Source organism: Embleya australiensis (assembly GCF_051903075.1).
GTDB lineage: Bacteria > Actinomycetota > Actinomycetes > Streptomycetales > Streptomycetaceae > Embleya.
Map to the genome: position 1 here is coordinate 1277426 of NZ_CP182422.1, position 15723 is coordinate 1293148.

Genomic DNA, 15723 nt, shown 5'->3' on the forward strand with positions numbered 1-15723 from the left:
GGGCCTAGGCTCTCCCCATGGATGGATTGGCCGACCTGCTGCGCGGGATCAGGGCCGACGAGGCCCTGTTCGACCGGCGGATCGTGCCCCCGGCGGGGTCCGTCCGGCTCGATTGCCGCACGCCGCTGACCGTCTGCACACTCGTGCGCGGCGGCGGGCGCATCGTGCCCGAGAGCGGCCCGTCGCGCCCGCTGCGCCCGGGCGATACGGCGGTGGTCCGCGGCCCGGCCCCGTTCACCTTCGTCGCCGACGGGCCCGCCGACCCGGCCACCGACGCGCCGACCGAGCTGATCTCCGGCGCCTACCGCGCGCACACCGACATCGGCCGCCGACTGCCCACCGCGCTGCCCGACCTGCTGGTGGTGCCGGACCCGGACGGCGACCATCAACTCCTGGACTTCCTCTCCGCCGAGGTCGCCGCCGACCGGCCGGGCCAACAGGTCGTGCTCGACCGCCTGCTCGACTGGTTGCTGGCCTGCACGCTGCGGGCGTGGTTCGACCTCCCCGAGGCGCACGCCCCGCAGTGGTACCTGGCCCTGGCCGATCCGATCGTGGGCGCCGCCCTGCGCGCCGTACACGACGCCCCGGCCCGCCCCTGGACGATCGCCGCCCTGGCCGCCGAGGCCGGTGTGTCCCGCACCTCGCTCGCCGAACGCTTCACCGCCCGCGTCGGCCAACCGCCGCTCACGTACCTGACCGAGTGGCGGATGGCCCTGGCCGCCGAACTGCTCACCGAACCCGACGCCACGGTCGCCGCCGTGGCCCGCCGGGTCGGCTACGCGGACGCGTTCGCGTTCAGCACCGCCTTCAAACGGGTCCGCGGCCTGAGCCCCTCGGCCCACCGCACCGCCCACCACCGCGCCGCGTAGTACCGACCCGGCGCAAAACCGCGCGGCCGACGAGGTCCCGGACGCACGCACATGCCCCCCGGCTTCTCACCCATGGTTGCCGGGCGGCGCGCGAAGCAGGCTGGACGCATGACAACCACGACCCGACCCGCACCGCAGCACCCGATCCTCGTCCTGGGCGGCACCGGCAAGACCGGCAGCCGCGTGGCCGCCGCCCTGCGCGCCCGGGGCGCCGACGTCCGGGTCGCCTCCCGATCCACCGAGGTGCCCTTCGACTGGTCCGACGAGAGCACCTGGGACCGGGTCCTGGACGGCGTACGAGCCGTCTACCTGGTCCCACTGGACGGTGCCGAGGCCGGTCCCGCCTTCGTACGTCGGGCGGTCGCCGCCGGCGTCGAGCGCATCGTCCTGCTCTCCGCGCGGGGCGTCGACACCCCCGGCTACTTCGCCGCGGACGATCCGGCCACGCGGGCCCGACTCGACCTGGAGGCCGCCGTGCGCGGCGCCGTCCCGGCGTGGACGATCCTGCGCCCGGGGTGGTTCGCGCAGAACTTCAGCGAGGGCCTGTTCCGCGACGGCATCCAGGCGGGCGAGCTGGTCCTGCCGACCGGCGCCGCGGCGGTGTCCTTCGTCGACACCGAGGACATCGGCGCCGTGGCCGCCGCCGCCCTGCTCGACCCCGGCCACGACGGCGAGACCTACGAACTGTCCGGCCCCCGGGCGCTGACCTTCGACGCCGCGCTGGCCGAGATCGCCGCCGCCGGCGGTCGGCGGGCCGACTACGTGGCCGCCGACCCCGACGAGTACGCGGCCGCCCTGATCGCCCAGGGTGTGCCCGAGGTCGAGGTGGCCATGTGGACCTCCGCCCTGGGCAGCATCCACCGCGGCCTGGAGGCCGCGATCTCCGACGGCGTCCCGCGCGCGCTGGGCCGCCCGGCCCGCGACTTCACCGAGTTCGTGCGCTCGGCCGCCCCCACCGGCGCCTGGACGCCCTGACCCCCGACCACCCACCCGCCGGGCCCGTCCGACGCACCGCGGACGGGCCCGCCCGCACGCCCGCGACCGAATTCCCCGACGCCCCGCCGGATGTCCCGCCCGCGCCGCCGAAGAGGGCAAAAGAATCCGGCCCGCAATCACCCGACCGCATTCCGGATGCCGGCCGCCGAATCACCGCGCTCACCCATCGCATCCGAAAGCGGCACGCTCGGTATCGACCGCCGAAACCCTCCGCCCGAATTCACTCTTTCGCCGGCGCGGCGTACCGGATATCCATCCCACCGGAAAAACAATCACGCACAACCGCTACCACCCGAACAGCCGATGAATACCGATCCCGGCGACACCCGATTCCCGGTGGCCCGCGACCACCCCGCGCATTACCGCCGCAGCGCCGCGCAAAAAAGTCCGGCCACCGCTTTCCGCCGCGCCCCGACCCCCGCGCCGGCCCCCGCCGGCCCACCCGCCGGAGCCCGACGTCCGGCGGCGGCCCCCGACTTCGCGGGCGTAACGCGCCCGAGGGCGGGCATTCTCAAGACAGGTTCGGGATCGTCCGAGCGACCCCGACGCCGACGACCGGTCCCTGTCCTGTCCCTCCGACCCCACCCTCCCCGAACATCCGTCTCGTCCCACCGGCATCCGGTCGCCGCCGATCCCCGGCCCGGCAGGCGTGTGCGACCGCGCCCGAGCCCGGAAACCCGGGCCCATCGGCACGATCACGCAGATCACCGGACCGTCCCGCACACTGGGGGACCAACCGCTCGAAGCCGCTGCGGACCGACGTGACCCAGGTCACCCTCGTGGAGGCGTAACACTTGTACCGATCGGAGCGATGCCTTGAGTGGCGCCGGCAGCGCCGACGGGTCCGGTCCCGCGGATCCGTCATCGATTCGGTGTAGTTGCGGCGCCGCAGCATGCCCGCGTGAACCGAGAGGTTATTTGTGACCCCGAGCTCGTCCAGCACGCTTCCCAACAGAATCGCCGAATCGGAATCTCTGGTGGCGCTCATCGAGCGCGGCCGTGCCGAAGGATCGATTACCGGCGAGGACATACGCCGAGCCTTCGAAACGGATGCCATCCCTGCGACGCAGTGGAAGAGCATCCTCCGTAGCCTCAACGAGGTTCTTGACGAGGCGGGTGTGACGTTGACCGTCAACCCGGTCAAAGAGACCCAACGGAGAGACGTAGCCACAACTCGGCGATCTGTCAAGAAGACGCTATCCACGCGCTCAACCCGTGTCAAGAACACAGAGACCTTGCCCGCGCAAGTCACGCCCGCGGCAACGGAATCGGGAGAGTCCGTCGTGGAATCTGCTCCGAAGCCGAAGAAGGCCGCAGCCAAGAAGAAGACCGCGGCCAAGAAGACGACGTCCACCACCACCACCGAGACGACCCCCGTCGAGCCGAGTGTCCCCAAGGACGGCGACGAGGCGTTGGTCGAAGAGGACCTGTTCGACGAGCCCGGCGACGCCGTGGCCCCCGAGGTCGGGCCCAGCGGTTTCGTTCTCACCACCGACGAGGACGACGCCCCGCAGCAGCAGGTCACCACGCCGGGTGCCACCGCGGACCCGGTCAAGGACTACCTGCGGCTGATCGGCAAGGTCTCGCTGCTCAACGCCGAGCAGGAGGTGTCGATCGCCAAGCGCATCGAGGCCGGCCTGTTCGCGCTGGAGAAGCTGGACACCGAGCCCGGCCTGACCCCGCAGTTCCGGCACGAGCTGGAACTCGTCGCCGAGGACGGCAAGCGGGCCAAGAACCACCTCCTGGAGGCCAACCTCCGCCTGGTGGTCTCGCTGGCCAAGCGCTACACCGGCCGCGGCATGCTCTTCCTGGACCTGATCCAGGAGGGCAACGTGGGTCTCATTCGTGCGGTCGAGAAGTTCGACTACACCAAGGGCTTCAAGTTCTCCACCTACGCCACCTGGTGGATCCGGCAGGCGATCACCCGGGCCATGGCCGACCAGGCGCGGACGATCCGCATCCCGGTCCACATGGTCGAGGTGATCAACAAGCTCGCCCGCGTGCAGCGCCAGATGCTTCAGGACCTGGGCCGTGAGCCCACCCCGGAGGAGCTGGCCAAGGAACTCGACATGACGCCGGAGAAGGTCGTCGAGGTCCAGAAGTACGGGCGCGAGCCGATCTCGCTGCACACCCCCCTCGGCGAGGAGGGCGACAGCGAATTCGGTGACCTGATCGAGGACACCGAAGCGATCCGACCGGCCGACGCGGTCAGCTTCACCCTCCTCCAGGAGCAGCTGCACTCGGTCCTGGACACCCTCGCCGAGCGCGAGGCCGGGGTGATCTCGATGCGCTTCGGGCTCACCGACGGTCAGCCGAAGACGCTGGACGAGATCGGCAAGGTCTACGGGGTGACGCGCGAGCGCATCCGGCAGATCGAGTCGAAGACGATGTCCAAGCTGCGCCACCCGTCCCGCTCCCAGGTGCTGCGCGACTACCTGGACTAGAGGCAGGACCCCGGGTACGGACGGACCGCCACGGCGGCGCCCTCCGTCCGTACCCGGCGCAATCCCCCGCGCCACGGCACCGCCTCGACGCCCGGCCGATCCCACCAAGTGCGGACATCGGCCGACTCGCCCCCTCCACCGATCGCGAACTCCCGCGTGTGGCAAGGGAGTCGACCGCAGGAGCCCACCGGTCGCCGCCTACCATCGGCGGTGAGCCGTTCGGCCCCTCCGGCGACCACGAGGTGTTGAGATCATGACCGAGAACGCGGAATCCCGACTGTGGTCGACCGACCCGGAGGGCGCGCCCGCGCCGGCCGGGGTCGACGTCACCGTGCCCAGCGTCGCCCGCATCTACGACTTCCTGATCGGCGGCAAGGACAACTACGCGGCCGATCGCGAGGTGGCCCGGAAGCTGATCGCGGTGGCGCCCGACCTCGCGCGCGACGCCGGCGCGCATCGGCGCATCCTGCACCGGGGCGTACGCTTCCTGGTCGAGCAGGGCGTCCGGCAGTTCCTCGACATCGGGTCCGGGTTGCCGACCGCGCAGAACACCCACCAGGTCGCCCAGGCGGTGGCGGCGGACAGCACCGTGGTCTACGTCGACAACGACCCGATCGTGCTCGCGCACGGTCGTGCGCTGCTGGCCGAGAACGAGCGGACCACGGTGATCACGGCCGACCTGCGTGAGCCCCGGTCGATCCTGAAGAACCCCGAGGTCTTGCGCCTGATCGACTTCGACCGGCCGGTCGCGCTGATGTTGCTGGGCGTCATCCACCACATCAACGACGACGAGGACCCGGCCGGCCTGCTGCGCACCTACCTCGACGCGCTGCCGTCCGGGAGTTGGCTGTTCCTGACCCACTTCCTGCGCGGCGGTCCGGAGTCGGAGCAGATGGAGCGGGTCATGCAGGGCTCGCACAAAAGCGGCCGGTTCCGTGAGCGCGCGGAGATCGCCGCCTACCTCGACGGGCTGGAGCCGGCCGACCCGGGGCTGGTGTACGTCGACCTGTGGCGCCCGGAGGAGCCCGTCGACGAGGCCGACCTCACGGTGAGCCAGCGCCTGGTCCTCGGCGCGATCGCGCGCAAGCCGTAGCGGGCCGGCGGGCCGGGGCGACCCGTCGGCGGGTGGCGGTGGTGCGTGGGCGGTGTTCGCACGATGCATACGATGAGGCCATGAGCACGCCGATCGCGGACGATCCGGCCCGGTGGATCGGGCGGGATCTGCATCTGGAGGTGTCCGGGGCGGGCGGGCGGCGGGCCGGGTTGATCCGGGCGATCCGGGAGGCGATCCGCAGCGGACGGCTGGGGCCGGACACGCCGTTGCCGCCGTATCGTTCGCTCGCGGCGGATCTGGGCATCGCGCGCAACACCGTCGCCGACGCGTACGCGGAGTTGGTCGCCGAGGGCTGGTTGACCGCGCGGCAGGGGTCCGGGACGCGGGTGGCCCGGCGGGCCGAGCCGTTGGCCGCGCCGCGCCCCCGGGCCAGGGTGCGACCGGTCGCCGGGAATCCGGCGGGGCCGACGTACAACCTGCGCCAGGGGCAGCCCGACGCGGCGTCCTTCCCGCGCGCGGCGTGGGTGGCGTCGGCGCGGCGGGCGTTGAACGCGGCGCCGAGCGAGGCGTTCGGGCCCGGGGATCCGCAGGGGCGCCCGGAGTTGCGGGCCGCGCTGGCGGACTACCTCGCGCGGGTGCGGGGGGTGCGTACCCATCCGGACCGGATCGTGGTCTGCTCCGGGTTCGCGCATGCGTTGCGGTTGTTGTTCGGCGGGGTGTTGCGGGGGCCGGCCGCGGTGGAGGCGTACGGGCTCGCCTTCCATCGCTCCATCCTGGCGGCGGCGTCGGTGCGCACGTTGCCGCTGGCGATCGACGAGCACGGCGCCGACACGGCCGGGTCGGCCGCGTTGGCGCGGGCGCGGGTGGCGGTGCTCACTCCGGCCCACCAGTTCCCCACGGGCGGGCCGCTGCCGCCGGAGCGTCGGGTCGCCGCGCTCGACTGGGCGCGGGCGGGCGGCGGGATCGTGGTGGAGGACGACTACGACGGGGAGTTCCGCTACGACCGGCGGCCGGTGGGCGCGGTCCAGGGCATGGATCCGGACCGGGTGATCTATGTCGGTTCGGTGAGCAAGAGCCTGTCTCCCGCGATCCGGCTCGGCTGGATGGTGTTGCCCGGGCATCTGGTCGAGGACGTGCTCGCGGTGAAGGGACAGCGCGAGGCGTGGGCCGGGGTCACCGATCAGCTCACGCTGGCCGACTTCATCGAGGGCGGCCACTACGACCGGCACATCCGCCGGATGCGGCAGCGCTATCGGGCCCGCCGAGACCACCTGGTCGCGGCGCTGGCCGAACACGCACCGCACGTGAGCGCGACGGGAATCGCCGCGGGCCTGCACGCGGTGCTGCAACTGCCTCCGGGCACCGAGCCGGACACCATCGCCGCAGCCGAACGCGAGGGCCTGGCCCTGGACGCCCTGTCCACCTTCCGCCACCCCGACACCGACTCCCCAGCCCGCGACGGCCTGGTAGTCGGCTACGCCACACCCCCGGACCACGCATACCCGGCAGCGGTAACAGCACTGTGCCGAGCCCTGGCATCGGCAACGGCGTAACAACGCACCCGAGCAGCACCAAACCCAGACCCGGGGAACCCGCCCCACTCCCCAACGCTCGCACCCCGATGCTCGGCGAACGACTCCCCCGCTCCCCGCAGACCGCCCGCCTTCAACCCACCGAAGCCCGCCCCGCCCGCCTTCCCGGCACGCACGCCCCGACGTTCGGCCGGCGACTTCCCCGGCACCCCGCAGACCGCCCGCCTTCGGCCCGCCGGAGTCCGCTCCGGTCGCCTCCCCGGCGCTCGCACTTCGACGCGCGGCGGGCAGCCTCCCCGGCCCCCGCAGACCGCCCGCCTTCGGCCCGCCGGAGCTCGTTCCGGTCGCCTCCCCGGCGCTCGCGCCCCGACGTTGGGCGGGCGGCTTCTCCGACTCCCCGCGGATCCCCCGCCTTCGCCCGCCGGAGTCCGCTCCGGTCGCGTCCTCGGCGGTCGCGCCCCGATGCTCGGCGGGCGGCTTCCGGGCTCCCCTGCCGGCCGCCCGCCTTCGCCTCGCCGGGCCCCGCATCCGGCGGCAGTGCCTCGCGGTTCGGGTCGCCCGCCGGTCAGGCGAGGGCGTTGACGATTGTGGTGAAGGCGGTGGGGAGGCGGTGGGCGGCCGGGACGATCAGGCGGGCGGTTCGGGGGTGGGCGCGGGCGGTGAGGAGGGCTTCGGTGAGTACGCGGTGGCGGCGAGAGAGGCGGCGCCAGTCGCGCTCGTAGCGCTCGGGACGGCCCGCCCGCACGGCCGCGACCAGGGCGCGGGCCGAGGCCAGGGCCAGGGCGACGCCCTCGCCGGTGAGCGCGTCGGTGTAGCCGGCCGCGTCGCCCACGAGCAGCACCCGGCCCGCGACGCGACTGCGCACCCGCTGGCGCAGCGGTCCCGCGCCGCGTACCTCGCCGCCCGCCGCGCCGGCGAGCCGTTCGCGCAGGGCCGGGAACGCGGCGAGGTGGTCGGCGTAGGTGCGACCGCGCGGGCCGAGCATGGCGACGCCCACCAGGTCCGGGCCGACCGGCGTCACGTACGCCTCGCCACGCGGCGACCAGTGCACCTCGACGAACTCGGTCCACGGCGCGATCGGGTAGTGCCGGCGCAGCCCGTACCGCCGATCCCGCCGATCGCGCGGCGCGGGGCCGAGCGCAGCCCGCACGGGCGAGTGCAGCCCGTCGGCCGCCGCAAGCCAGCGTGCGGTCAGCCCGGCCGCGGTCACCGAGTGCGCGTCCTGGCGAACCTCGGCGACCCGGCCGATCCGGTGCTCCACGCCGAGGGCCAGTGCTCGTTCGTACAGCGCCGCGTGCAGCGTGGTCCGACGTACCCCGAGCCCCGACCCGGCCCGGAACCGCGCCTCCACCGCGTGCCGGCTGTCCACGTACCGGATCCCGGCCAACGGCCGCCCGGCGGGCGCCACCCCGAGCGCGGCGAGCGCGGCCACCCCGGCCGGCATCAGCCCCTCGCCGCACGCCTTGTCCACCGGCGTGGGGCGCGGTTCGACCACCACCACACGCAGCCCCGCGAGCGCGCCGTGGATCGCGGTGGCCAGCCCCGCCGGCCCACCACCCGCGACGAGCAGGTCGATCACGCGGTCGCCGCCGACAACGCGGCGGACTCGCAGCGGATCCGGACCACCATCAACGCGGCGTTGAGGGTGGTGAAGGCGAGCGCGGTGATCCAGGCGCCGTGCACCAGGGGCAACGCCGCGCCCTCGACCGCCACCGCGACGTAGTTGGGGTGGCGCAGCCAGGAGAGCCGATACGGCCCGCGCCGGATCAGCGGCGACCCGGGCACGACCACGACCTGGGTGTTCCAGTGCGGCCCGAGCGCGGTGATGCACCACCAGCGCAACGCCTGCGCGGCCACCGTGAGCGCGACCATGGTCCACCCGAACGCGGGTACGAACGGCCGGTCGGCCAGGCCGACTTCGAGTATGCACGCGGCCAGCAGGCCGACGTGCAGCACGACCATCGGCGGATAGTGTCCCCGCCCACTGACCACGCCGCCCCGGGCCAGGCTCCAGGCCAGATTGCGCCGCGCGACCACCAGTTCCGCGAGCCGTTCGAGGGCGACCAGGCCGACCAGGGCGAAATACCAATACATCGCGACCTACCACTCCACCAGAACGAGTTCGGAGCAGAACCCGGGGCCCATCGCGATCATCAGGCCGGGGGTCCCGGGTTCCGGCCGGGCGGCGATCGTGTCGCGCAGCACGTGCAGCACCGACGTCGAGGACAGGTTCCCGGTCGCGGCCAGGGACCGCCAGGTCGCGTCGAGGGCGCCGGCGGGCAGGTCCAGCGTCTCGGCAACCGCCTCCAGCACCCTGGGGCCGCCGGGGTGGCACACCCACGCGGTGATGTCGGCCGTGGTCAGGCCGTGGTCGGCGAGGAAGCCCCGGACGTCGCCGCCGAGATGGGTACGGGCCATCTCCGGTACGTCGGCGCCGAGCACGATCCGAAAGCCCGAACCGCCCACGTCCCAGCCCATCACCCGCTCCGAGCCGGGGTACATCCGGCTGCGGGCGGCGATCACCTTGGGCCCGTCCCCGTTCCCGTGTCCCGGCTCGCGGTCGTCCCCGCGGACCACCACCGCCGCCGCGCCGTCGCCGAACAGCGCGCTCGCCACCACGTTGGCCATCGACGCGTCGTCGCGCTGGAGGGTGAGCGAGCACAACTCGACCGAGACCAACACCGCGACCTCGTCGGGCCGGTCGCGCAGGTAGTCGTGCAATCGGGCGATCCCGGCCGCACCCGCCACGCAGCCCAGGCCGAACACCGGCAGCCGTTTGACGTCCTCGCGCAGGCCGAGCCGGCCGACCAGGCGCGCGTCGACGGAGGGCACCGCCAGGCCGGTCACGGTGGTGAACAGGATCAGGTCCACGTCCCGCGCGCCGAACCCGGCGGCGCCGAGCGCGGACTCGGTCGCCTCGGCGGCGAGGTCGACCGCGACCTCCAGCCAGACTTCGTTGGCCGCGCCGAAGTCCGCCAACTTGGCGTAGTGGTCGAGCGGCAGCGCCAGATGGCGGGTGTCCACCCGGGCACTGGCGTGCACCCGGTCGAGTACGCGCCGATCGGCGCCGGTCGGCAGGCACAGCGCCGCGAACGTGTCGGTGATCTCGGCCTGCGGGTATCGGTGCGGCGGCAGTGCACCACGGACGGCGGCGATGCGGGTCATGGCGATTCCCCTGCTGGATTAGGGGGCGGGGCTGGAATAGCGGGTGAAAAGGCAGGTATCGGGAGGCGGGAGAGGTAGGGAACGCTGGAACAGTGCCCAGCGCGAACACGGAACCCACGTCGTTTGCCCGTAGTTGCCGCCCGCATGCGCTCCGACCCCTCCGGTCCCACCGCCGACTCACCCGAAGGACACCCACGTGAGTGACACCGCAGCGCCGAGCCGCCCCGCCCCGCACCCCCTCGGCCGTCCCCTCGCCCGCCTGCGCGCCCGCCGCCGCTCCGACGCTCCCGGCCACCCCGAACGGCCCCCCGCCGTCGGCCTCCTGCTCGCCTGCCACCCCGGCCCGACCGTCGCCGTCACCGCGCTGACCACCGGGCTCGCCCGCGCCGCCGGCCGGGACGCGCGCGGCTGCGTACTGGTCGGCGCGGCCGTGCTCGCCGGGCAGTTGTCGGTCGGCTGGTGCAACGACGCGGTGGACGCCGAACGGGACCGGGCGGCGGGGCGCGGCGGCAAGCCGGTGGCGGCCGGCCTGGTCGGGGCCGATCGGGTGGCGCGCGCCGCCCGCCGCGCGCTCGTGGTGTGCGTTCCGCTGTCCTACGCGTCCGGGCCCGCGGCCGGCACCGCGCATCTGGTCGGCGTGGGTGCGGCCTGGGCGTACGACCTCGGGGTCAAGAGCACGGCCGGGTCGTGGGTGCCGTACGCGATCGGATTCGGCAGCCTGCCGGCGTTCGTCGCGTTCGGGCTGCCGGGCCGACCCGGGCCCACCTGGTGGATCGTCGGCGCCGCCGCGCTGCTCGGCTGCGGGGCGCATCTGGCGGACGCACTGCCGGACCTGGCCGACGATCGGGCGGCGGGGGTGCGCGGCCTGCCGCACCGGCTCGGCCCGACCGGGATCCGGGCGCTCACCCCGCTGCCGCTCCTCGCCGCCACCGCGCTGCTCGCGTACGGCCGGCCGGATCGCGCGGGCCGACTCGCCCTCCTCGGCGCGGGCGCCCTCGCCGCGACCGGCGCACTGCTCGGCGGCCGGCGGCCCCGGATCCCCTTCGCGTCCTCCGTGGCGGTCGCCGCGATCGACGTTGCGCTGCTGCTCCGCCGGGGTACCGGGATCGCACGGACCGGTTCGCGTGACGTCGGACGATCATCACGCCAATGCGCGTAGACCCGTCCCCGTCAGAGCTGTTTCGGTATGCCCTGAAAAAGGGCTGATGGGATGAAATAGAGCGATCGCTGCTTTACGGTCTGTCAAATTGGATCTTCGTATTTAACAATCTGTCCCATTGTCCCGCTCAGAGCATCAGGAAATCATTCATGCCCATAGCTCGATCCAGGATCAGTCCAAACCGCCCGCAGATCGGTCACCCCGAGCCAGCTCGTGCCGTGCCGGCACCTCTGTCCCCTCACACTGGAGGAACCCGCACATGAGCGGTCGCTTCACCCACCGCCGTCTGATCGCGTCCGCCGCGACCCTGATCGCGGGATCCATGCTGTTGACCGCCTGTGGCGACGACGGCGGCGACAGCGCGCTCGGCAAGAAGGACGAGAACGCCCCCTTCTTCAAGATGCTGCCGCCCGACGTCCAAAAGTCCGGCAAGATCACGATCGGCTCCGAGGTCGCGTACGCGCCCATCGAGTTCATGAAGGACGGCAAGGCGGTCGGCGTCGACCCCGAACTGGCCGCGGCGCTCGCCAAGCAGCTGGGCGTCAAGTACGACTACAAGAACTCGCAGTTCGACTCGCTGATCACCGGCATCACCTCCAAGCGCTTCGACATCGTGATGTCGGCGATGACGGACAAGAAGGAACGCCAGGGCCAGGGCCTGTCGTTCGTCGACTACTTCCGCGCGGGCACCTCGATCCTGGTGCAGAAGGGCAACCCGCAGCACATCAAGTCGCTCGACGACCTGTGTGGGAAGACCGTCGCGCTCCAGCAGGCGACCACCAACGAGGACGTCGCCACCGCCCAGTCCAAGAAGTGTCAGGACTCGGGCAAGGGCGCGATCACCATCCAGAAGTACGAGCACGACGGCGAGGCCCTGCTCAAGCTGAAGAGCGGCGCCGCCGCGGCCGACCTCAACGACTTCCCCGTCGCCGCGTACAACGCGCAGACCTCCGGCGACGGCAAGGACTTCGAGGTCACCGGCGACCAGATCGAGGCCGGTCTGTACGGCATCGGCGTCGGCAAGGACAACACGCAGCTCCAGCAGGCGCTGAAGTCGGCCCTGGAGGCGCTGATCAAGAACGGCGAGTACGCCAAGATCCTGGCCAACTGGAAGGTCGAGGCCGGCGCCGTCACCGAGGTCACCATCAACGGCGGCACCTCCTGATCGCGGGGTCCGGCCCGCCCCGTCGCCCGACGGCCGGGCCGGACCCGATCCGCGCCCGCCCGACCGCGTCCGTACTCGTGCTCCAAGAGGAGGTCACCCGACCGTGACCACGCCCGCAACACCCCCTGCCGACAAACAGCCGGTCAAGCGGGAACCCATCAAGGCCATCCCCGTACCGCACTACGGCCGCTGGGTCGCCGCCGTCGTGGTCCTCGCCCTGGTCGGCCTGCTGATCAACGCGTTCGCGAGCGCGAAGATCCACTGGGACGTGACCGGCGACTACCTCTTCGACGACCAGATCATGAAGGGCGCCGGCAACACCCTGCTGATCAGCCTGGCGGCCATGGCGGTCGGGCTCGTCCTCGGTGTGCTGGCGGCGATCATGCGGCTGTCCGGCAACCCGGTCACCTCGACCGTCGCCTCGGTCTACATCTGGTTCTTCCGCGGCACCCCGGTCCTGGTGCAGTTGCTCATCTGGGGCAACCTCGCGCTGGTCTTCCCGACCATGTTCGGCCAGAACACCAACGATGTGATCACCCCGTTCATGGCGGCGCTGCTCGGCCTCGGCATCAACGAGGGCGCCTACATGGCGGAGATCGTGCGCTCCGGCATCCAGTCGGTGGACGAGGGCCAGACCGAGGCGGCGCACGCGCTCGGCATGTCCAAGGGCCGCACCCTGCGCCGGATCGTGCTGCCGCAGGCGATGCGGGTGATCGTGCCGCCGACCGGCAACGAGTTCATCAACATGCTCAAGACGTCCTCGCTCGCCAGCGCGGTGGTCTATCCCGAAGTGCTGCAGAAGGCGAAGGACGTGTACACGCACAACCTCGCGGTGATGGAACTTCTCTTCGCCGCATGTTTCTGGTACCTGCTGCTGACCACGGTGTTCAGCATCGGCCAGTACTACCTCGAGCGCTACTTCGCTCGTGGATCCAGTCGAGCCTTGCCGCCCACGCCGCTCCAGCGGATCATGGCCAATGTGTTCAGCACCCGGCGCCCGGGGGGCAAGACCCGATGACGACCAATCTCGACAAGCCCGCACCCCGCCCGGCCGAGCCCGGTCGGGTGATGGTCCGGGCCGAGGACGTCTGCAAGTCGTTCGGCCCGCTCGAAGTGCTCAAGGGCATCGACCTGGAGGTCGCGACCGGCGAGGTCATGTGCATCGTCGGCCCCTCCGGCTCCGGCAAGTCCACCTTCCTGCGCTGCATCAACCACCTGGAGAAGGTCAACGCCGGGCGGTTGTGGGTGGACGGCCACCTCGTCGGCTACCGGGAGAAGGACGGCAAGCTCTACGAGCTGAAGGACAGCGAGGTCGCGCTCAAGCGGCGCGACATCGGCATGGTCTTCCAGCGCTTCAACCTGTTCCCGCACATGACCGCCGCGGGCAACATCATGGAGGCGCCGACCCAGGTCAAGGGCATAAGCAAGACGGAGGCCCGGGCCCGCGCGCACGAGCTGCTGGCGCGGGTGGGTCTGGCCGACAAGGCAGACGCCTACCCCTCGCAGCTGTCCGGTGGCCAGCAGCAGCGGGTGGCCATCGCCCGGGCACTGGCGATGGACCCCAAGCTGATGCTCTTCGACGAGCCCACCTCGGCGCTCGACCCCGAACTGGTCGGCGAGGTGTTGGAGGTCATGCGCGGGCTGGCCGAGGACGGCATGACGATGATCGTGGTCACGCACGAGATGGGCTTCGCCCGCGAGGTGGGCGACTCATTGGTGTTCATGGACGACGGGTTGGTCGTCGAGGCGGGTAATCCGCGCGAGGTACTGGCCAACCCGCAGCACGAGCGCACGAAGGCGTTCCTGTCCAAGGTGCTGTGACCTCGGCGTAGCGCGCGTCTCGTCGGGCCGGCGGCCGTCCTGCTCCGTCCGGGGCGGCTCGCCGGCCCGGACGGAGCAATTCCGTTCGAGTCGTGGCGCGCGTGGGGTAGGGGCACCGGTGTCGCCCGGCTCGGGAGTCCGGGGATCCACCACCGCGGAGGAATCCGTCATGCCGCACACCGCCGACCGCCTCGCCGCACTGGCTCAGCAGGTCCTCGGCCGCCCGTCGCCGATCCGGATCCGGGCCTGGGACGGCAGCGAGGCCGGTCCGCCGGACGGTCCGGCGCTGATCGTGCGCAATCGCCGCGCGCTGCGCCGCCTGTTGTGGTCGCCGGGCGAACTCGGCTTCGCCCGGGGCTGGGTGTCGGGCGATCTCGACGTGGACGGCGACCTCTACGACGCGCTGACCCGGCTGTCCGGGCTGGCGCTCAACCGCGACGAGCCGGTTCCGGCGGGGCCGGTGGCCGGGGTCTCCGGGGCGGCCCGGCTCGGACCCGTCGCCCGGCTGCGCGAGGCCGGGCGTATCGCGCGCGACGCGGCCCGCCCGATGGGCACGATGCTCTCCCTGACCGGGCTGCCGGTGCCGCCGCCGGCGCCCGCCGAGGAGGTCCGGCGCCGCCGGGGCGTGCTGCACAGCGTGCGCCGCGACCAGGAGGCGATCCGGCACCACTACGACGTCGGCAACGACTTCTACGCCCTGGTCCTGGGTCCGTCGATGGTCTACTCCTGCGCCTATTGGGATCGCCCCGAGGCGACGTTGGAGGACGCCCAGCGGGCGAAGCTGGACCTGATCTGCCGCAAGCTCGCGCTCGGCCCCGGCATGCGGCTGCTCGACGTCGGCTGCGGGTGGGGCTCGATGGCGCTGCACGCCGCCGAGCACTACGGCGTGGAGGTGGTCGGGATCACCATCTCGCACGAACAGGCCGACCTGGCCCGCAAACGTGTCTCCGAGGCGGGCCTGACGGGGCGCGTGGAGATCAGGATCCAGGACTACCGCGAGCATGCAGACGGCCCCTACGACGCGATCTCCTCGATCGGCATGGCCGAACACGTGGGCCGCGTCCAGTTCCGCGCCTACGCCGACACGCTGTACGAACTCCTGTGCCCCGGCGGCCGGTTGCTCAACCACCAGATCTCCCGCCGCCCGGTACCGAACGAAGAGGCCTACCAGGTCGACGATTTCATCGACCGCTACGTCTTCCCCGACGGCGAACTGGCCCCGATCGGCACCACGGTGTCGGTCCTGGAGGAAGCCGGCCTGGAGGTCCGAGACGTACACGCCCTACGCGAACACTACGCAACCACGCTGCGGGCATGGGTAACCAACCTCGAATCCAACCAGGACGAAGCGGCCCGCCTGACCACCCAGGGCAGAGCCCGCGTCTGGCGCCTGTACATGGCCGCCTCGGCCCTGGCCTTCGAACAGAACCGCATCGGCGTAAACCAAATCCTCGCCGTCAAAACCCCACCCACAGGCCACTCCGGAATGCCCCCCACCCGAACCCTGTAGCCCCGGGC

The 15723-nt window shown here is 72.2% G+C and carries 13 protein-coding genes; 10 read left to right on the forward strand and 3 right to left on the reverse strand.

Annotated features, from left to right (window positions below; translation table 11 throughout):
• Positions 1–17: 17 nt before the first annotated feature.
• From ACMXN5_RS05215 to ACMXN5_RS05235, 5 genes are all read left to right on the forward strand, one after another.
• Positions 18–869, forward strand: coding sequence for an AraC family transcriptional regulator (locus ACMXN5_RS05215; RefSeq protein WP_439674215.1), 852 nt, complete (start codon positions 18–20; stop codon positions 867–869).
• Positions 870–977: 108 nt separating this feature from the next.
• Entirely contained in the window at positions 978–1844 is an 867-nt protein-coding gene (locus ACMXN5_RS05220; RefSeq protein ID WP_439674216.1) for an NmrA family NAD(P)-binding protein, read from the forward strand.
• Positions 1845–2785: 941 nt separating this feature from the next.
• A complete protein-coding gene (locus ACMXN5_RS05225) occupies positions 2786–4309 on the forward strand; it encodes an RNA polymerase sigma factor (RefSeq protein ID WP_126635819.1) in 1524 nt (507 codons plus the stop codon).
• Positions 4310–4562: 253 nt separating this feature from the next.
• Positions 4563–5402, forward strand: a complete 840-nt coding sequence (locus ACMXN5_RS05230) for an SAM-dependent methyltransferase (protein ID WP_439674217.1) — start codon at positions 4563–4565, stop codon at positions 5400–5402.
• Between the two features lie 80 nt (positions 5403–5482).
• Positions 5483–6916, forward strand: a complete 1434-nt coding sequence (locus ACMXN5_RS05235; protein ID WP_439674218.1) for a PLP-dependent aminotransferase family protein — start codon at positions 5483–5485, stop codon at positions 6914–6916.
• Positions 6917–7460: 544 nt separating this feature from the next.
• Here the strand turns inward: ACMXN5_RS05235 and ACMXN5_RS05240 are convergent.
• Genes ACMXN5_RS05240 through ACMXN5_RS05250 form a run of 3 tightly spaced genes read right to left on the reverse strand, consistent with a single transcriptional unit; the run spans position 7461 to position 10060 of the window.
• Positions 7461–8474, reverse strand: a complete 1014-nt coding sequence (locus tag ACMXN5_RS05240; RefSeq protein WP_439674219.1) for an NAD(P)/FAD-dependent oxidoreductase — start codon at positions 8472–8474, stop codon at positions 7461–7463.
• Entirely contained in the window at positions 8471–8989 is a 519-nt protein-coding gene (locus ACMXN5_RS05245; protein WP_439674220.1) for an isoprenylcysteine carboxyl methyltransferase family protein, read from the reverse strand. Before ACMXN5_RS05245 ends, ACMXN5_RS05240 begins: the two co-directional genes overlap by 4 nt.
• Positions 8990–8995: 6 nt before the next feature.
• On the reverse strand, positions 8996–10060 hold the full coding sequence (locus ACMXN5_RS05250) for a type III polyketide synthase (protein WP_439674221.1): 1065 nt from the start codon (positions 10058–10060) through the stop codon (positions 8996–8998).
• 259 nt (positions 10061–10319) lie between these two features.
• Between ACMXN5_RS05250 and ACMXN5_RS05255 the strand changes: the two genes are divergently transcribed.
• The 5 genes from ACMXN5_RS05255 (at position 10320) to ACMXN5_RS05275 (ending at position 15715) form a co-directional block, all read left to right on the forward strand.
• A complete protein-coding gene (locus tag ACMXN5_RS05255) occupies positions 10320–11219 on the forward strand; it encodes a UbiA family prenyltransferase (RefSeq protein ID WP_439677951.1) in 900 nt (299 codons plus the stop codon).
• Between the two features lie 259 nt (positions 11220–11478).
• A complete protein-coding gene (locus tag ACMXN5_RS05260; RefSeq protein ID WP_439674222.1) occupies positions 11479–12384 on the forward strand; it encodes an ABC transporter substrate-binding protein in 906 nt (301 codons plus the stop codon).
• Positions 12385–12487: 103 nt separating this feature from the next.
• Entirely contained in the window at positions 12488–13402 is a 915-nt protein-coding gene (locus ACMXN5_RS05265; protein ID WP_395786338.1) for an amino acid ABC transporter permease, read from the forward strand.
• Between the two features lie 50 nt (positions 13403–13452).
• Complete coding sequence (locus tag ACMXN5_RS05270; protein WP_395787040.1) at positions 13453–14205, forward strand: amino acid ABC transporter ATP-binding protein; 753 nt, start codon at positions 13453–13455, stop codon at positions 14203–14205.
• Between the two features lie 169 nt (positions 14206–14374).
• A complete protein-coding gene (locus ACMXN5_RS05275; protein WP_439674223.1) occupies positions 14375–15715 on the forward strand; it encodes a class I SAM-dependent methyltransferase in 1341 nt (446 codons plus the stop codon).
• Positions 15716–15723: the final 8 nt, after the last annotated feature.